Origin of the sequence: Roseobacter sinensis (genome assembly GCF_025755255.1) — a bacterium.
GTDB lineage: Bacteria > Pseudomonadota > Alphaproteobacteria > Rhodobacterales > Rhodobacteraceae > Roseobacter > Roseobacter sinensis.
Genome location: NZ_JALIEB010000022.1, coordinates 1 through 18,166, shown reverse-complemented (window position 1 = coordinate 18,166; position 18,166 = coordinate 1). Strand labels below are relative to the sequence as shown.

Here is an 18,166-nt window from a genome sequence, read left to right as displayed (position 1 = left end):
CAGCGCTAGCCTATTGGCTTGCCATCGCGCGCATTTCACGCCAGGTGGCAGCGATGCAGGTGGACACGGCAATCATAGGCGCAGGTGCGGCGGGCATGATGTGCGCCGCCCATGCCGCGGGCCGCATCCTGATCGTGGATCACGCCAAGGCCCCCGGCGAGAAGATCCGCATCTCGGGTGGCGGGCGCTGCAATTTCACCAACCTGCACTGCGCGCCCCACGCGTTTCTGTCCGGCAACCCGCATTTCGCCAAATCGGCGCTCGCCCGCTACAGCCAGTGGGACTTCATCGAGCTCGTTGAGCGGCATCGGATCGCCTGGCACGAAAAGACACTCGGCCAGCTGTTCTGCGATGGCTCTGCGAAAGAGATCATCGCCATGCTGCGGACGCTGATGCAGCAGAACGGAGTCGAGCTGCATTTGCAAACCACTGCGCATGGTTTTGCAAAGTCGCCCGACGGGTTCCGCTTCACGCTGACAAAAGACGGTGCCACGCAAGAGGTGCTGGCCCGCACCCTCGTCATGGCCACGGGCGGGAAGTCCATTCCGAAGATGGGCGCGACCGGGCTGGCCTATGAGGTCGCCACCCAATTCGGGCTGACGGTGACCGAGACGCGCCCTGCGCTCGTGCCTTTCACCTTCCCGCAGAAGCGTTTCGCTGGGCTGGCCGGGGTCGCCACCCCCGCGCGGGTCACCACCGGCGCGCAGAGCTTCGAAGAAGCCCTCCTCTTCACGCATCGCGGGCTTTCCGGCCCTGCTGTGCTTCAGGCCTCATCCTATTGGCGCGAAGGCGACGAGATCGCAATCGATCTGAGCCCAACCGCCGATCTGCTACGCCTGCTCAAGACCCGGCGCGCGACCGCGGGAAAGCGCAATCTCACGACCGAACTGGCCGCGCATCTGCCAGCGCGCCTTGTCGAGCATCTGGCCGCCGATCTAGAGCTCTCAGGCAATCTCGCGGACCAGCCGGACCGGCGGCTGGGCGAGATCTGCGCGCATCTGGCCAACTGGCGGCTGAAACCCAGCGGCACCGAGGGCTACCGCACCGCCGAGGTCACCCTCGGCGGCATTGAGACCGACGCGCTCTCGGCCAAGACGATGGAAACCAAGACCATCCCCGGCCTCTTCTTCATCGGCGAAGCGGTGGATGTGACCGGCTGGCTCGGCGGCTACAACTTCCAATGGGCCTGGTCCTCGGCCATGGCCGCGGCCCGATCTTTGAGCACATAGGCCCTTCACCCGTCGGCAAATACTCCCGCCGGAGGCTGGCCCAACGGCCCTGCCGCAGCAAAGTCATACATAGCGCGCAACCTCGGCCATGAAATCCTCACCGCGCTGCTCGAAGTTGTCGTACTGGTCGAAGCTCGCTGCTGCGGGCGCCAGCAGCACCACGTCCCCCGGCTCTGCCTCGGCCACTGCCTGCGCGACGGCCTGCGCCATCGTCGTGCAGACCTCCGCCTCGACCGACAGCTTCAGTGCAAAGCCCGCTGCCTCGCGCCCGATCACGTAGGCCTTGCGCACCGATGCGACCGCGCCAAGCTCAGCCAGCCCGCCTTCCTTCTCCAATCCGCCGCAGATCCAGCGGATGTTCTCGAAAGCCGAGAGCGCCTTGGCCGCCGCATCGACATTGGTGGCCTTGCTGTCGTTCACAAAGCGCACGCCGTCCTTCTCGCCCACCAGCTGGCTGCGATGCGGTAGGCCTGCAAAGCTGTGGAACGCCCGCTCGATGACCTTCGGCGCGAGGCCCAGCGACCGGCACGTGGCATAGGCCGCGCAGGCGTTCTGGTGGTTATGCGATCCGGGCAACCCCGGCACGGCGCGCAAATCGACCGAGGCCGTCTGCTTGCCCTTGCGGTATTCGGACAGGAACCCCTTGCGCGCAAAGACCTGCCAGCCGGGCCCGGTAAGCTTTTCTGCAACGGAGATGCGGATCACCCGTTCGTCGGCGCGGCCTTCGCAAAGCTGCCCGGCCAGATAGCGCCCCTCGGGCTCGTCCACGCCAACGATGGCGCGATCGGGCCCGCCTTCAGCAAAGAGGCGCCGCTTGGCCGCGAAATAGCCCCCCATCCCCCCGTGGCGATCCAGATGATCCGGCGAAAGATTGGTGAAAACGGCGACGTCCGGTGTCAGGCTTCGGGCAAGTTCGGTCTGGTAGCTGGAGAGCTCCAGCACCACCACCTCGCCATCCACCGGCGGGTCCAGATCGAGCACGCCGCGCCCGATGTTGCCCGCCAACTGGCACGGGCGACCGACCTCCGTGAGAATGTGATGGATCAGTGCGGAGGTGGTCGACTTGCCGTTCGAACCGGTGACGGCAACGACGCGCGGGGCGACGTCGAACTTGTTCCAGTCATTCGTGGCAAAGGACTGAAAGAAGAGGCCGATATCGTTGTCGACCGGCACGCCCGCCTCCAGGGCGGCGGCCACGACCAGGTTCGGCGCGGGGTAGAGATGCGGGATACCGGGGCTCACGATCAGCCGGGCGATATCCTCGAAATCGCGCGCTGTCTTGAAGGGGCGGCAGACAAAGCCCTCGTCCTCGGCGCGGGCTCGGGCGTCAGGGTTGTCATCCCAGCAGATCGGGACAGCCCCCCCGGCGGCAAGGGCCCGCGTGGCGCTGAGACCGGAGCGGCCGAGGCCCAGAACGGCGACCTTGTGCGATTGCAAACCTCTGACCGGAATCACGGGGCTCTCCTTGACTGGTCCCGCGACACTGCCGCCCGGAGCCTCCAGGGGCAAGGCGGTTAACGCAGCGGTCTGGGGATGCGCGCGGCATTTGCGGCGACTCGGCAACGGACGCCATAATGAACAGGGGATTTGGCGCGAAATGCGACGTCGCTATCACGTCAGTATTTTGCCGGTATCGCGTCGGTGTGGGAGTCGGTTTCGGGTGGAGTTAACAGGGGCGCGGTGGGGGCGTTACCTCGATCTTTGACAAGTTGTCTGGCATGCTCTTTCGCCTCATCCAGCAAGTCACGGAGTGTGAAGTTCAACGGTGATCTCAGATGCGGCTCGCCGACGATCATGTTCCGCCAGCGTGGGTGGGGCAACCGAGAATGCAAAATCCTCCAAGGCCCGTGCCAACGGAGCAAGCGTTTCGCCCGTTCCGCCAAGGCCGTGCAGAGGCAGGATTGGAGGTTTCTTGACAGCACCGGGTGTCATGCTGTTTCGCTTTCGATGCCTGGACTGACTGCGACCGATGCCTCGACAATCAACAAGCTCACATCGCCGCAGTTGATCTCTGCAATGGTGCCGTGAGGCAGAACCAGCATCGGATCGGTATGGTAGGAATCCATCCCTGTGATCAGCGGCATCGTGTCGGCGCCGTACTCGGCCAATACATTGGCGATCGCTGCGCCGTAATCATCCTGCCGCTCGGCCGGAACGCCGCCCGGGCGACCGACAATCATTCCGGCTATCCTGTTGAGGATGCCTTGCGCGCCGAAGTTGCGCATCCACCGCATCACCAAGAAAAGTGACGGAGCTTCTTCGGATGTCTCGTAGAACAGGATGGCGCCGTCCCAGTATCGGAGTGATGGCCAAAGGTCGGTGCCCTTCAGCATCTCCAGAGCTTCCGCACACCCTCCGATCAGATGGCCTTGGATCTCGCCAGAGCCTTGCCAAAGCTTTGGCGAACGTGGGGGGCTGCAAGCGTCGCATTTGGTCCTGATTGCCTGGAACCGACCAGTCGAGCAGCTCGTCGGTCCAACCTTCGGTATTGCGTGGCAACTCACCTGGAGGCGCTGCCGAGAAAAGCACCCGTCGAATGGCCTGTTTTTTGAAATCGTGCATGCCGCCGTTCTCGGCGAAACTGGCCATGACAGTCGGGCCATAGAAGCTCGACAGACCCGCTTTAAGGCAGGCGAAATGCATAACCGTCGCGTCGGAGTATCCAAGAAAAACCTTTGGGTTCTCAGTTATGACGCCAATGTCGAGATGAGGCCTCAGACGAATGGCGTCGTCGCCGCCAATTGATGTGACGATGGCGGCGATTTCTTGATCCGCGAAAGTCTGCATCAGATCGGAGGCGCGCGCTTCGGGATTTTGGTCTAGCCAATCCGCTGGCTTTTTCGCATGCGGCATGACGACCGGTTTCAGCCCGAACTCGTCTACAAGACATCGCAGGCCTGCTTCGAACCGCTGCGGAAAACAGGCGGATCCGCCCCAGGAAGGCGTTACGATGGCGACCCGGTCGCCCGGCCTCAGAACACCCGGCTTGGCGAGCGGCCTTTGCCATGAACTGAATGAATTGCAGGTCATGGGTCTATACTCTGCAAATCCTTTCCGCGAGGTCGTGAAATGGTTCCCAGTCTTCCAAAACACTCCAGGCGTAGTCCTTGACCGCCGGCAGATGTTGTTCGGGCGGCGCAAGTTCCACGGTTTCGATGGATCTGCGTGGGATCGGCCACGCCTTTGACAGCGGTTTGAAATCAAATTCCGCTAAGGCACGCCTAAGGGCGATTGAGCGTGGTTCGGCATGACCGAGACAAAGCTGGGCATACAGCGCAGCAAGATGCACATGGACAGACTGGATGCTGCGGCGATCATTTCCCCGACTGTGCTGAAGCACGTAGGCATCCGTCAGAAGCTGGTGGGCGGGCCAATAGCGATGGTCCGAGTAATGCATCGCAAGTGCCTGCCCGAACCTCGCCCAGCACCCGGCCGAGACCGTAAGATAGTCATGCAGGGGGCCGTCGATTGCGGCAAAGCGGCCTGCACAGCCTTCGCAAACGGTGGCTGCATCCATCTGACGACGCCGTCTTCGATAGCGAGACCTGTTCCAAGGCTCCGGGTCCAACCCGGCTTGCACCGTCTGTTGGTGTTTCGTTCGCTCAAGGAACCGGGGAGTGTAGAAAACCTTCATCAGATGCTCCGTGACATGCGATAGCCAGGTACGATTGCCTTATCGCCCGAGCCGACCATGACCCGCTCCTCGGTCCGCCACCCGGCAGCGCGGTAAAGCCGCTCACCTGCGACCGTCGCCAGAAGCCGCGCCTGGCGGAACCCGGCAAACCGCGCCGCAGCCAGAGCCGTCGACAGAACCAGAGAGCCAAGTCCTTTCCGGGCGAAATCGGGATGCGTATACATCGCGCGAATGCTGGCGGCGTCGCATTTGGGGTCCAGGAATGGTGCTTCACCCGTGTCATGCCCATCAGGGCTGAACAAGGCTGCACGACGCGACCACCCACCGCTTGCCGCAATCCAGCCGTTTACCGTCGCCACGTAGTAGGTTCCGTCTTCGATCAACGCCGGGTCATAAGGCGTGATCTGTCGCATCTCATGGCGTTGCTCGGGTGTCATGAGCGGATCAAGAAGCGTCGACATTGCCTGCTCCTTCATCTCTTCGAGTGCCGGACGATCCGCCAAAGTAGCGCGGCGGATTTCGATGACCGGCGTATCGGTTATCGCTTTCTGGTAAGTCATGTTTCTGTTTCCGGTTGTTGCCCCGCCGATGGATTCGACGGGGCGAGCGCGGTCGCGGTCACCAGACACGCTGTGTCTTGAAAGTTGCGTCTCTGATCTCGATTTCACGGAAGGACCCGGAGGCGTTGCCGCCGGCATCGAATTCGACGTTGGAGACGCCGACATAGTCAATCTCGCCGCCCTCCGAGAGAATGCGGAGGCCTTCCGCCAGCTCGCCGACACCAATTGGCGTGCCGGGCGCATTTGCAACACGTGCCAGGTGTTCGGCGATGTCGCCCCGGTCTGCGGAACCGGCGGATTGCATGGCCAGCGCGATCAGGGCTGCCGCGTCGTAGCTTTCACCGCGGAATGGGCCGATGCCGGTGATCCCCGCCTCTGCGGCCAATCCGTCGAACACCGAAGCCGCGTCGCTCTCCGACCCGGGCACCGAGCCGAAGGAGCCTTCGAGTTGACCACCAAGATCGGCAAGGAGCGTGTCCCCAATCATGCCATCCGGCAGGATGAAGCGCTCGAACGCACCAAGATCAAGCGCGGTCTGGATGATTTGCCGCCCGCCCTGGTCAACGTAGCCGATCACGAGCAGCTCGGACGTGCCCGATGACGCAAGCGTGGACACTTCGGCCGTGTAGTCGGCCTTGCCGTCTTCGTGGGCCACCATGACGCTCACGGCGCCACCAAGGGCTTCGAAAGCGTTCGAAAAGGCATCGGCTAGGCCCTTGCCGTAGTCGTTGTTCGTATAGGTCACGGCAACCTCTTCAATCCCCCTTGCAATGGTGAGTTCCGCGAGCACTTCGCCTTGGCGCGCGTCGGAGGGAGCGGTCCGGAAGAACAGCCCGCGATCATCCATATCGCTCAAACCAGGACTCGTCGCGGACGGCGACAACGCCAGCACACCGTTCGGGACGGCGACGTTGGTCACAACCGACGCGGTGGCTCCCGAGCAAGCCGCACCGAGAACAGCGGCGACACCGTCGCTGATGAGCCGTTCTGCAGCCGTGGTCGCGGCGGTGGCATCGGTACAGGTGCTATCGCCCCGTATCGCCTCGATGTTCCGGCCACCTAGAAATAGACCCGAGGCGTTGATTTCCGCAAAGGCAAGCTCTGCAGAGGCCGCCATGTCGGGCGTCAGCGATTCGACCGGGCCAGTGAAGCCCATCAGGATACCTATCTTCACAGTATCGCCTTGGCCCTCGGCCCATGCAGCGCCAGATGCGAGCGAAAGTGCGGTTGTCGTGGCAAGAATGTTTTTCAGCATTTCAATTCCTTTGGTTTTGATTGATCGGGGTCTCATTTTGAGACCGAATTTCGCATTCCGGGCCAAAGCCTGCCCCGTGCCAGTTCGCGACGAACCGCCCCCGCATTTGTTCCTCGATGGGTCGCGCTTGCGGCTCGCCACCAGCAGCGTCTATACCCAACACGGACAGCGAGGCTTGAAAGGCACCTGAGCGTTTCCTGAGCAATGCGTTGTCGTTTCTGATATTTTCGGAATTGAAATGAGTTTTGGCCCGTTCGGGCGTCGGTAATGCACGATGATTTACGCTTTCGAAGACTTCACGATCGATACTGATCGTTTCCAGCTTGCCGGACCCGACGGGCTGATTGACGCGGAGCCGCAAGCACTGGAGTTCTTGATCCACATGATCCGGAATCGGGGCCAACTGGTCTCGAAGGACGCGCTGCATGAAACCTTCTGGCCCGACCGAGTTGTATCTGACGCCGCACTCTCCACGCTTGTAAGGTCTGCAAGACGACTTGTGAGCGACTCGGGTGAAGCGCAGCGCATCATCGCCACGCGTCACGGTCGCGGCTTCATCTTCCGTGCCGATGTTCGTGAGATCGCCGGTCCCGAGATCGTTAGTGAGGCAATGCGCGGCACCTCAAGTCAGGTGAAGCCGAGAGTCGAAGGCGCCCCGGCGATCATGGTGCTGCCCTTCGAAATCGTTGGCGAAATATCTGATGCAAGCGGCCTCGGCGAAGGGGTCACCGAAGAAGTCATGGCCGCTCTCGCCCGTACGCGATGGTTCCCTTTGATCGCCCGGAACCGCGTGCGGACGTTTCTCGAGCTGCCTGCTGACGCACGCCATCCTTTCAGGGGTCTCGGGGCCACATATCTAATCGAAGGCGGTGTTTTTCGGGATGGAGACAGTATTCGGCTTCATCTTCAACTGACCGACACGGAACCGGCGGTTCATATCCATGTTTCAAGGCACGACCTGACGTATCGGGGATTGTTCGCGCTCCTCGATGAGATCGCGACCATCGTATCGGCAACGATCCAGCCCGAGCTTTTGGATGCCGAAAGGTCTAAGGCCGAGAGCCGGGACCTTAGCGACCTTAGTGCGTGGCAGGAATTCGTCCTTGGGCAACATCTGATCTCTTCGCCCGACCGCACTGCAAACGAGAACGCGCGGAAACACTTCGAGCGTGCATTGGCACTAGAGCCTGGGTCGGGACGAATCCATGCGGGCCTCGCGATGACACATCTGTGGGACTACAAATACGATTGGTCTGATAGTGCGGAACTGTCGCTCGGTGCTGCGGCCAGAGACGCCGAACGCGCGCTCACACTCGCGGCTGACGACAGTTGGGCTTGGTCAATTCTGGCCATATGTAAGCTGACCTTGCGGCGCTTCGATGCCGCAATGGCCGACTCCGAGCGTGCCATCGAAGTCGATCCTGCTTCTGCCATGGCCTATGGCTGCCATTCGTGGGTTCTGGCCTATTCAGGTCGCTACAAGGACGCGCTGGTTGCGTTCAATCATGCGATGGATCTCAGCCCGAATGATCGTCGCCGTGGGCTCTGGTTGACCGGGCGCGGTGTGGCTCAATTCGGGCTGGGCGATTTCGAAGGAGCCCTCGCCTCGGCGCGCGACCTCATCGCGCTCAGTCCCGATCATCCCTCGGGACACAGACTGAAATGCGCGTCTCTGGCCAGCCTTGGCCGAAATGTGGAAGCCAGGCGAGCGGCGCACACTCTTTTGAAGCTGCTTCCGGACCATGATGTGGATGAGGCAATTTCCCGCCAGCCGTTTAAATCCGGACTGGGCTCAGCCTATGCTGCCGCCCTCAAAAAGGCCGGTCTCAAAGGCGCGGGCGATCGAGAGCCGCTCTTGCCGTCAGCTTCCGCACGAAAGTCCTCTGTCAATGCCTACCCAATCGATTACACGAAGACCAAAGACGGCGTGCGTATCGCCTGGTCGCGGATCGGCTCCGGTCCGCCGCTCTTGGCGTCGGTCAGATGGCTCGGAAACCTCGCCCTCGATCACGAAAACCCACTGTCCAGCGACATCGTCCGGCGGCTCGCGGAGCGCTTCACGCTGGTTCAGTTCGATCATCGCGGCATGGGACAATCTCAACGCGATATCGACGGCTTGAACCTGCGGGATTTGGCTGTGGACATCGAGGCCGTCGTCCAAGCGGCGGGACTGGACCGTTTTGCGCTGTTCACGATGGCCCACGGTGGAGCGATAGCGTTCGAGTACATGCGCCGAAATCCGAACCGCGTGTCGCGGTTCGCGCTGTTTGGTGGCTGCACCACCGGATGGCGTCACCCGGAGTGGGGCGAAATCACCGGGAAGACGGAAGCAATCATGGCGGTGGCGCGCCTGGGCTGGGACGCCGAGGAACCGACGTTTCGACGCCTGACGGTCCAGGCCGTTGTCGGAGACCCACCCTCCGAGATCTCCGCCTGGCTGGACGATTACCTTCGACAATCCATCAACGCACGAACGTCCGTTCAGATCATCGAAGCGATCGCAGACTTTGACTACCAGGACACCCTTCGCAAACTGGCCATCCCGGCGCTTGTTCTGCACGCCAGGGACGATCACGCCGTCCCTATCGAGCACGGGCAGGCTGTTGCCAAGACAATTCCCGGAGCGATTTTCCGAGAGATTCCATCGCGAAACAACGCGTTTTCGCAGATCGATCCGGACTGGGAGTCCACTTTGCAAGAAACGGTGTGTTTCCTTTGCGACCGATAACGGCCATTCATCGTTTACAACCTTGCAGCAATGCAGCTTCACCAAACCGGACCTTCGCTGCGAGAGCGCGATTTGGATACTGGTTCAGTATGGGCGATCCCGGCAGTAAGGCTGCTCAAGTCGAGCATGCGGAGATCTAGACAGCGACCTTAGCCAATAGGTTCTGTCGTCATGTAGCGAAAACAAGGTCCCGACTTAGGAGAGAATGCTTACGGCGGTTTCAGTCTCGCCTTCCTTTCGAAAGCTGCCACGCCGGCCCCTAACAGAACCAGTGGTAGCGCAAGCAGAAAGCTCGTGCCAAGCGGTAGGTTGAAGATCAGCAAATCTGCGAGAACCGGCCAAAGAAGGGCGACATACTCAAACGGTGCAAGCCGGGACGCCTCGGCGTAGCTGAATGAAAGGGTCATGGCGATATGTGCGAACCCGCCGAAGAGGCCCGCGAGGACCAACAACATCAGCGTTTGCGCATCAGGGAACGCCCAGCCCCATGGCAGCGTCACGATTCCTCCGGCCATAGACGCTACCACGAAGTAAAACACGATGGCCCCGGGGCTTTCGGTCCGGGTCAAGCTGCGGACCATGATCAGCGCAAAAGCGGTAAGCAGCGCCGTCAGAAGCCCAAGACCGATCCCAAGCAACCGTTGCGCATCAACGGTGCCTCCGCCAATGTCAGGCCAGACAAGGACGAGCACCCCGGCCAGCCCGAAGGCGAGCCCGAGCACGCGCCATTTCGTGAGCCGTTCGGACAGGACCACCACTGCGGAGATCGATGTCAGCACTGGCACGAGTTGGGCGAGCAGGACCGCCTCGGCCAAAGGCAGCAGTGCCACCGAGGCGAACGACGTAAACATCGCCGCCGCCCCGAAGAACGACCGCACAAGATGGCCGAAGGGGCGTTTGGTACGAAGACCGGAAGGGAACTCATGCCGCACCATCAGAAAGATCACCAATGGTATCAGGGCAAAGAACGACCGGAAGAACACGATCTGACCAAGCGGTGCAGCATCGCTCAGAGCTTTCACGCAGACGACCATGCCGGTGAACAAGACACCCGAAAGAATGCGCAGTGCGATCCCGAGCGATGGATTGTCAGGCAGCGTCACGTCTTTGCATCCTGCTCGGCAAGCGCATCGCGCAGTGCATCGCCAGCCAGATTGATAGCCAGAACCGAGACTACGACACACAGTCCGGGCCAGATCATCTGCAATGGAGTGGAGCGCATGTGAATCCGGGCATCCAGCAGCATCGTCCCCCATTCCGGCATCGGGGGCTGAACGCCGAAGCCCAGAAAACCAAGCGTGGATATCCCCAGGATTGCGCGGGCAAGCATTCCGGTCCAGACGACGGTCAGCGATGGCAACAGCGACGGCAGATAATGCCAGCGCGCAATGGTAAGCGGCGAAAGTCCCGCAAGCCGTGCTTGCACAACGTACCCCTTGTTGCTAACCGACAGACCAATGCCGCGGGCCACGCGGGCATAACGCATCCAACCTGTCACGGTGAGAGCGAAGATCAACGAGCCGGTACTCGCGCCCAAGACGCCCGCAATCACCACAGCGGCGATAAGCTCTGGAAATGCTAGGAACGTGTCCGTCGTACGCATGGCAATCCAGTCGGCTATCCGCCCACCCTGGGCCGCAATCAGGCCAATAGTGGTGCCGATAATCAACCCCAGCAGAGACACCACAAAGGCCAACCCAAGTGACCAGCGCGCGCCGTGCAGAAGCCGCGAGAGGATGTCACGGCCAAGGGCATCTGTCCCGAGCACCCATTCGCCACCTGGCGGGCTAAGCCTATTGGGAATATTAATCGCTGTTGGGTCGTGAGGCGCGAGCATCGGGCCGAATACCGCAAGCAGCGCGCACACTGTGACTAGAACATAGACGCTACGCATCGCGCTCACTCACTCTGGGATCAAGGCTGCGATAGATCAGGTCGATGGCAAGGTTCACCACCACGAAGATGACAGCGGCGAGTATGACGACTGCCTGCACCTTCGGGAAATCGCGCGCAAAGATGGCGCTGACCAGAAAACTTCCGAGACCGGGACGCGCAAAGATCACCTCGACCACGACAAGGCCTTCCAGCAAGAAGGCGAGTTCCAGGCCGAGCACCGTGACGACGGGCACAGCGGCGTGGGGGGCGACATGGTCGCGGGCAATATCGCGCCGGGCGACCCCGCGTCTGATGAAGGCTGGAAGGAACGGCTGACCGCGTGCTTCAAGAATGCCCGAGCGGATAATGCGTGTGAGGGATGCGGCCACGCCGAAACCCAGCGTCAGCGCAGGCAGAATGCTGTGCGTGGCGGTCTCGGCCCCCATGGCGGGCAGCCAGCCCAGTTGCACCGCGAAGAGCAGGATCAACAGCAGCCCCAGCCAGAACGCCGGGATGGCAACCCCGACCGAGGCCAGGGCAACGGTCCCGCGATCCAGCCAACTGCCCGGTTTGCGCGTGGCGATCAGGGCAAGTGGCACCGAAACAGCTAAGCCGAGTGCCAAGCTGACTAGCGCAAGCGGAAACGTGTAGGACATTGCAGTCACAAGATCGGGCCAGACATCTCGCCCGTTGACCGAGGATTGGCCAAAATCACCCTTCAAAAGCGGAACGAGCCAAGCCCAAAAAGCTGTCCAGAATCCATCGTCAAATCCGGCCTCGGCGCGGATGAAATCCAAGACTTCTTTGGACACGTTCTGACCATAGCGCGCTTCAGCAATCGCCAGAGCAGGATCGCCCGGCGCGTGCCACAATAGAGCGAAGGTCGCCAAAGCCGCCCCGGTCAGAACGACCAAGGCGCGCAGCAAAAGCCCGGCAAAAATGCCAATCACGCCACACGCTCCAATGCGCCAAGGGCAAAGGCGGCATCGCGGAGCGTTTTTCCGTATTCTGTCTGGGGCGCTTTGACAAAGGCTTGCGCCGACGCGAATTCTTCGATCCGACCCGCCCGCAGCACAGCAATTTCATCGGCGAAGGCGGCTGCATACCCAAGATCATGGGTCACGATCAGCGCAGCGAACCCTTCCCGTTCCTGCATATCGGCGATCAAACGAGCGGTGTGTTTTTGCGTGACGGCATCAAGGGCCGAGAGTGGTTCATCAAACAGGACCAATGGCGGGGCCGCGATAAGAGCGCGAAGAATACCCATGCGTTGCGCCTGCCCGATTGACACTTGATCGGGGCGCCTGTCCAGAAGATCGAGGTGCACTTCAAGGGCTCGGCAAAGCTTTTCCAACCGGCTTGCGTCCACTGGAAGTTTCCCAGCCACAACAGGTTCCATTACGGAGCGCCGAAGCGACAGGCGCGGATTAAAGGCTGCACGCGGCTCCTGCATGACCAGCGCGGGGCGGCACTGAGAGACCAGTATCCTATTCCAAGACACGCGACCCGCGGAACACCGGACTAGCCCAAGGATTGCATTGATGAGGGTGGACTTACCCTGCGCCGCTTTCCCCCACCACGGCCAGAGTACGCCCCTGCGCGAGAGAGAAAGAGACGTCTTGGAGCGTTGTTGATACGCCGCGTCTGACCGAGATGTTGTCGACTGTCAGCATGGCAGTTCCAACCAATTCCGATGCGCGCAAAGGGCCTTTGCCGCCTGTGTTTCGGGTGCAGAGAGGAATTTTGAAGTTGGCGCATCCTCCACAATACGTCCGGCCTCCATCACCATCAGTCTTGATACGCGGCGCGCGGCGAGGCCCAGATCATGGGTAATCAGCAGGAGCGCTGTTTGGCGGTCTTTCAGATAGTCTTCAAGCAAGTCCATAGTCCCTGCAGCCACCACCGGGTCTAGCGCGGAGGTGGGTTCGTCCATGACCAGCAAGTCAGGTGTCCCGATCAAAGCCATCGCAATGACGAACCGTTGCTGCATCCCCCGGCTCCAGCCCCACGGGCGTTTGCGCAAGTCGCCACGCTCGATCTGAAGGGCCTTGAACAGCATCTCGCGGCGCGCATGGTCCGGGGCGACACCCAAAGCCTTCTCTGCCTCACGCCAATGAAACGCCATCGATCTCAACGGGTCGAGCGCTTCATCCGGGCTTTGCGGCACATGGGCCACGCTGGCCCCTCGCGCGCGCAGAGTGTCGACCAGCTCATGCCCAAGGGTCGACTTGCCGGAGCCCGAAGCGCCGACAAGCCCGACGCGTTCGCCGGGCTTGAAGTCCAAATTCGTGGGATAGAGGATCGTGTGGCCTGAGAGTTCGGCGCTCAGACCATAGGCTTGTATTGTCATTCCGCGAAGCGTGTCTCGTGCGTTATCCAATAGGTCTCGGTCGGGTGGACCTGACAACCGGTCAGATCGGCACGCGCCACAACGGCTTGGCTCACGTGGAACACGGGGATAAGCGGAACATCGTTGGCGATGATCTGCTGCACCTCATTGTAGATGCGCTCACGCTCGGCCTGCTCGAATGTGGTCTGGCCTTCGATCAGAAGGGCGTCCAACGCCGGATTGGCGTAGTTCCCCACATTGGAACCACCGTCACTGGCCAACAGGAAACCCAGGATCGAGCCGGGGCCGCCTTGTGGCAGCATCACCCAGGCTTGCAGAAACATGTCGCCGTCGCCGGCTTTGAGCGCATCGTTGCTTGCGCCGTACTCACCCACGCGCACGGACGCCGAAATGCCGATCTGTCGCAGGAAGGCCAGCGTGATCTCTGCTGTTGGCGGCAGCGCGGCCCGTGAGGAATAGGTCAGGATTTCGATCTCAAGCGGTTCGCCATCGAGCATCCAGAGACCGCCTTGTTTGACCGCTCCGGCCTCAGCCAGAAGCTCCTCCGCCCGCGCAGGATCATAGGTCGGCGCGATGTCTGCGGCCCAGCTTTTGCCCGCCGGATAGATCGTTCCCGCAGGCACACCGCCAACGCCGGATAGAACAGCCTCAACAATGCCGTCGCGATCAATCGCCAAGGACACGGCCTGACGAATGAGCGGGTTTGCAAGTGGGCCAGATGCGGTGTTCATCGAATAGAAATAGAGCCGCGCCGTTGGAGCCGTGAAGCCCTGCGCGCCCGTTTCCTGAATGCGTGCAAAATCAGTCTCGAGGTAGTTGATCACCATATCGACATCACCTGCCTCAAAGGCGAGAGAGGCTGTAGCCGGATCAGGTGAGGCGACAACCCGCACTTCGTCAAAGCCGGGTTCGCCCAATCGATAGTCGGCGTTTGCCTCAACGCGATACAGCTGCTCCGGCACAGCCTCGCGGAAGATGTATGGACCGGTTGCGTTAATTGGGAAAGCTTCCGAAGACGCGCCGAGAATGGCAACACCTGGATCGGACAGGCTGCACTGGAATGCGGCATTCGGGCTGTTGGTCTCAAAAACCACAACACGCTCACCATCCGCGGACATGCCCGCCAGATCAAGCACACCGGCGATGCGTTTGTTAAACGCTGGGTCCGCTTCATCCGAGATCGGCGCAATCGCATCAACGACCGCCTGTGCCGTCACGGGAGAGCCATCATGGAACGTCAAACCGTCGCGCAAGGTCACACGCCAGGTCGTCGGAGCGGTTTGCTCAATGCTCTCTGCCAAACGTGGTTAAAGGTTCAGGTCGTAGTCGATGCCCATGAGCGTTTCTGTGACGCCGGTCTGGTTTGACATCCAGCCGTTGTAGCCTGCACGCGGGTCAGGCACCTCGGCCGTGGGGCCGAATGTGACCGAAATGGTGAGCGTGTCGTCCTGCGCCATGGCAGGCAAGGTGGTGCCAAGCGCGATCAAACCGGCAGCGGTCATACGGGTGAGAAATGACATAAAGTTCCCTTCAGATATTCGTTGACAGGTTGTTAGGGATTGAGAAACCGTCGCGCGCGAGGGTACGGGCTTCAGCTTGTGACAAAACTGCCAGCGCTTCTTCAGGGCTGAGCCCTTTCGCACAGGCACGCTTCCAGAGGCGTCGCGCTGACGTAGGCGACCACGGCAGCGTTGCTTGTGATAGCCAATTTCGCAGCGGCGCTGGCAAAGCATCGTAGCTGCGCATCGGATCGGCCGCGCGACGCTTACGATTTAGGGAGGTCGATCCAAGGTTGCGGGTCAAATGTCGTCCTCCGGACTGTCTACCGCATCCAACACGAGAACGAGGCGGGTCTCTCCCGTTCCTTCAATTGGTGGCGAGCGATGGAGTAGACCTGAGGCCGGTTTTTCGGGCCAAAGCGTACCGCGCAAAAGGATCGGTGCACCCTTTGCAACCGAGAAGACACGCGCAGGGTCCTGGCCGTCGGTTGAAATCCCGTATTGGGTGCCTTGGCCACGATAGGTGCACACAAGTCGCGCCGTGATCGCGTCGATATGGAACTTGCGGCACGCGTTTGTCGTGACGGCCTGAAGTCGCAAGCGGAGATAGGGTGCCTTCATCAACCCGGTGAAGATCTCAGCTATAGCGCTAACGTCACCGACGAGTTGATCGCGTTCGTCGCAATCTGGTGTTTCTGCCACATCGCAAAGCGCTGTCACCGCAGACGGCACCGCATCCGGTCGCAAGACGATCCGTCCCTTTGGCAATAGGGATGGATCGAGAGTGTCGATCCATTTCTGAAAAGTGGGCTCGGGTTGCCTGCGCCAGATCGCAGCTGCGCAACCGGGTTGCAGAAATGTCTTCAGATCTTCGGGCTTATCAGCGACGGCAACGCCGACCGCAGCGTTCCTGACGAGGGCACGCGCGAGCGTCATGCCGCTTCCTCCTGCCGCCGCCATGCTGGAAATGGATCGGGATAGTCCGGCAAATCATCCGGCCCGCTTGTCGCGGTTGCAGCAACCAAACACCCATCAAGCCGCGCCTTTAGCGTCGGCCAGTCAATGCCCGCACCGATAAAGACAATTTCCTGCCGCCGGTCACCCCATGGCTCTCGCCAGTGCTGCTGCATGTAGTTCCGTGCGCTTTCATGATCGGGCCAACTCTCTTTCGGCACAGAGGCCCACCATGTTCCGAGTGGCTTGACACTCGACAAGGCTCCGGCAAGCGAGAACTCGGCCACCCAACCGGGTCGGGTTGAAATCCAGAAATGCCCCTTGGCGCGGATCACGCCAGGCAGATCACCGTTCAGAACGCTCAGGATCTTCTCTGGAATGAACGGCAGCCGCGCGCGGTAGACGAAAGAAGCGACACCATATTCTTCGGTTTCAGGGGTGTGATCGGCAAAGCCATAAAGCTCCTTGGCCCACATTGGGTGCTCATGCGCCTTCTCGAAGTCAAACATGCCGGTATCGAGGATCGCTTCGGCGGTGACATCGGAATGATCCGTTTCGATGATCTTGGCATCGGCGTTCAAACTGCGGATGATTTTGCGTGCAGCGTCCGTGCGCTCTGGCCCTGCATCCGTAACCTTGTTCAGGATGATCACATCGGCAAATTCGATCTGCTCAACGAGCAGATTGACCAGCGTCCGATCATCTTCTTCGCCCAGCGTCTCGCCGCGATCCTTTAGGAAATCATGGCTGGAGAAGTCGTTCAGCAGGTTCACGGCATCGACCACTGTCACCATCGTGTCGAGCCGGGACACATCCGACAGGCTGTCACCAAACTCATCGCGGAAATCAAATGTGGCCGCGACCGGCAATGGCTCGGAAATCCCGGTCGACTCAATCAGCAGGTAATCGAACCGCCCTTCAGCAGCGAGCCTTCGCACCTCGTCCAACAAATCGTCGCGCAAGGTGCAGCAGATGCAGCCGTTCGACATCTCCACGAGTGTCTCATCGGTCCGGCTGAGTTCCGTGTCCGCGCGCACCAGATCCGCGTCGATGTTCACCTCCGACATATCGTTGACGATGACCGCTACGCGACGCCCTTCGCGGTTGTTCAACACCCGGTTCAACAGCGTCGTTTTGCCCGCGCCAAGAAAACCTGAAAGTACAGTGACGGGGAGGCGCGTGTCTGACATGTCTGATCTCCTGCAAGGACGGCAACAATCATGCAACCTACTCAGTTACTAGACGAATGCAACATTCATTGTTACATAGGCTGCCAGTTTGAAGGAACGCAGCCCATGAAGCGAAACAGCCGTCTGTCCCTCGCCCTGCACACTCTCAGCCATATGGCGGGTGAGCCGGGCCGTGTGCGCACTTCTGCCGACATTGCCGATCATGCAGGGACCAACCCGGTCGTTGTTCGGCGTGTTCTTGGAAAACTCCGTGAGGCGGGTCTTCTGACGTCGGAAAAGGGGCACGCGGGCGGCTGGCAGCTAGCCAAGGCTGCCGACAGCATCACACTTGCGGACGTCTATCTGGCCTTGGACGAGAGGCTTGTGGCAGGAAGCGGCGGCGACGCGGAATCGTCGCATTGCAGCGTCGAAACCGGCCTGCAATCACGCGTCGCAGAAGTCCTTGATGACATCGAGGAAAGCCTTGTGGAGCGACTGCGCGAGACGAAAATTACGGATGTGCATCCAAGCTCCTGTAGCTATTGCGGAAGCTGAACACGCGCAGGCAAGCATCATCACGGCCCGCCCTGCCAATCCGATATTGTCATAATGAATTCCGACACGCCCAAAAATTAGCCTAGCGCATGGTAGGTTGCCGCGACAACACAGGGTTGTCGTTTTGGGCGGGCATGGCCGATTGGAGGATCAGTCATGGAAACTACACCAAACCTGCCAGCCATTCGCGCCCTTCGCCCCGCATGGAACAAAGGACGCATCGTTGGCCAAAAACGACCGTTGAAACCAAAACACGTCTGGGCAATCCGGGTTCGACTTGAACTAGGGTCAGGACTCATAACCAATAGATGACTGTTGCTGCGAGAGCGATTGCGGAGAGGAAGACCTTCGGACATCG

18 protein-coding genes and 2 pseudogenes are annotated in these 18,166 nt (G+C 60.7%); 4 read left to right on the top strand and 16 right to left on the bottom strand.

Annotation, left to right across the window (positions count from 1 at the left end; translation table 11 throughout):
• The first annotated feature begins 53 nt into the window (after positions 1–53).
• Positions 54–1,229, top strand: coding sequence for a BaiN/RdsA family NAD(P)/FAD-dependent oxidoreductase (locus tag MUB52_RS20940; protein ID WP_263846099.1), 1,176 nt, complete (start codon positions 54–56; stop codon positions 1,227–1,229).
• A gap of 63 nt (positions 1,230–1,292) precedes the next feature.
• Here MUB52_RS20940 and murD read toward each other — a convergent pair whose 3' ends face one another.
• From murD to MUB52_RS20910, 6 genes and pseudogenes are all read right to left on the bottom strand, one after another.
• The gene (gene murD, locus MUB52_RS20935; RefSeq protein ID WP_263846098.1) at positions 1,293–2,684 is read right to left on the bottom strand and encodes a UDP-N-acetylmuramoyl-L-alanine--D-glutamate ligase; all 1,392 of its coding nucleotides are present in this window, start codon (positions 2,682–2,684) and stop codon (positions 1,293–1,295) included.
• Positions 2,685–3,157: 473 nt separating this feature from the next.
• Entirely contained in the window at positions 3,158–3,832 is a 675-nt protein-coding gene (locus MUB52_RS20930; RefSeq protein ID WP_404818256.1) for a S66 peptidase family protein, read from the bottom strand.
• A 55-nt stretch (positions 3,833–3,887) separates the two neighbouring features.
• Positions 3,888–4,259, bottom strand: a pseudogene (locus MUB52_RS24120) (LD-carboxypeptidase); the annotation flags it as partial.
• A 4-nt stretch (positions 4,260–4,263) separates the two neighbouring features.
• A complete protein-coding gene (locus MUB52_RS20920) occupies positions 4,264–4,746 on the bottom strand; it encodes a DUF5946 family protein (protein WP_263846096.1) in 483 nt (160 codons plus the stop codon).
• 116 nt (positions 4,747–4,862) lie between these two features.
• Positions 4,863–5,423, bottom strand: a complete 561-nt coding sequence (locus MUB52_RS20915) for a GNAT family N-acetyltransferase (RefSeq protein WP_263846095.1) — start codon at positions 5,421–5,423, stop codon at positions 4,863–4,865.
• A 58-nt stretch (positions 5,424–5,481) separates the two neighbouring features.
• A complete protein-coding gene (locus tag MUB52_RS20910) occupies positions 5,482–6,678 on the bottom strand; it encodes an ABC transporter substrate-binding protein (protein ID WP_263846094.1) in 1,197 nt (398 codons plus the stop codon).
• Between the two features lie 274 nt (positions 6,679–6,952).
• Here MUB52_RS20910 and MUB52_RS20905 point away from each other — a divergent pair, with 274 nt between their 5' ends.
• A complete protein-coding gene (locus MUB52_RS20905; RefSeq protein WP_263846093.1) occupies positions 6,953–9,406 on the top strand; it encodes an alpha/beta fold hydrolase in 2,454 nt (817 codons plus the stop codon).
• A gap of 209 nt (positions 9,407–9,615) precedes the next feature.
• Here MUB52_RS20905 and MUB52_RS20900 read toward each other — a convergent pair whose 3' ends face one another.
• From MUB52_RS20900 to MUB52_RS20855, 10 genes are all read right to left on the bottom strand, one after another.
• Entirely contained in the window at positions 9,616–10,509 is an 894-nt protein-coding gene (locus MUB52_RS20900; protein ID WP_263846092.1) for a DMT family transporter, read from the bottom strand.
• Positions 10,506–11,300, bottom strand: a complete 795-nt coding sequence (locus MUB52_RS20895) for an ABC transporter permease (protein WP_263846091.1) — start codon at positions 11,298–11,300, stop codon at positions 10,506–10,508. The genes MUB52_RS20900 and MUB52_RS20895 overlap by 4 nt, the downstream gene beginning before the upstream one ends.
• Entirely contained in the window at positions 11,293–12,231 is a 939-nt protein-coding gene (locus MUB52_RS20890) for an ABC transporter permease (RefSeq protein ID WP_263846090.1), read from the bottom strand. Before MUB52_RS20890 ends, MUB52_RS20895 begins: the two co-directional genes overlap by 8 nt.
• A complete protein-coding gene (locus tag MUB52_RS20885) occupies positions 12,228–12,815 on the bottom strand; it encodes an ABC transporter ATP-binding protein (protein WP_263846141.1) in 588 nt (195 codons plus the stop codon). The genes MUB52_RS20890 and MUB52_RS20885 overlap by 4 nt, the downstream gene beginning before the upstream one ends.
• A gap of 132 nt (positions 12,816–12,947) precedes the next feature.
• Positions 12,948–13,631 (bottom strand): ATP-binding cassette domain-containing protein, encoded by a 684-nt coding sequence (locus MUB52_RS20880; protein WP_263846089.1) that lies wholly within the window; start codon positions 13,629–13,631, stop codon positions 12,948–12,950.
• Positions 13,628–14,932 carry an ABC transporter substrate-binding protein gene (locus tag MUB52_RS20875; protein ID WP_263846088.1) on the bottom strand — a complete coding sequence of 435 codons (1,305 nt, stop codon included), beginning with the start codon at positions 14,930–14,932 and terminating at the stop codon, positions 13,628–13,630. The genes MUB52_RS20880 and MUB52_RS20875 overlap by 4 nt, the downstream gene beginning before the upstream one ends.
• 6 nt (positions 14,933–14,938) lie before the next feature.
• A complete protein-coding gene (locus MUB52_RS20870; protein ID WP_263846087.1) occupies positions 14,939–15,151 on the bottom strand; it encodes a hypothetical protein in 213 nt (70 codons plus the stop codon).
• Between the two features lie 10 nt (positions 15,152–15,161).
• Positions 15,162–15,434: a DUF6525 family protein gene (locus tag MUB52_RS20865; RefSeq protein ID WP_263846086.1), complete on the bottom strand. Its 273-nt coding sequence runs from the start codon at positions 15,432–15,434 to the stop codon at positions 15,162–15,164.
• On the bottom strand, positions 15,431–16,066 hold the full coding sequence (locus tag MUB52_RS20860; protein ID WP_263846085.1) for a DUF1826 domain-containing protein: 636 nt from the start codon (positions 16,064–16,066) through the stop codon (positions 15,431–15,433). Before MUB52_RS20860 ends, MUB52_RS20865 begins: the two co-directional genes overlap by 4 nt.
• Positions 16,063–17,274: a GTP-binding protein gene (locus MUB52_RS20855; RefSeq protein ID WP_263846084.1), complete on the bottom strand. Its 1,212-nt coding sequence runs from the start codon at positions 17,272–17,274 to the stop codon at positions 16,063–16,065. Before MUB52_RS20855 ends, MUB52_RS20860 begins: the two co-directional genes overlap by 4 nt.
• A 105-nt stretch (positions 17,275–17,379) precedes the next feature.
• Here MUB52_RS20855 and MUB52_RS20850 point away from each other — a divergent pair, with 105 nt between their 5' ends.
• Together MUB52_RS20850 and MUB52_RS20845 are read left to right on the top strand one after the other, a co-directional pair.
• The gene (locus tag MUB52_RS20850; protein WP_263846083.1) at positions 17,380–17,808 is read left to right on the top strand and encodes an Rrf2 family transcriptional regulator; all 429 of its coding nucleotides are present in this window, start codon (positions 17,380–17,382) and stop codon (positions 17,806–17,808) included.
• A gap of 156 nt (positions 17,809–17,964) precedes the next feature.
• A pseudogene (locus tag MUB52_RS20845) lies at positions 17,965–18,093 on the top strand (integrase); the annotation flags it as partial.
• Between the last annotated feature and the right edge of the window lie 73 nt (positions 18,094–18,166).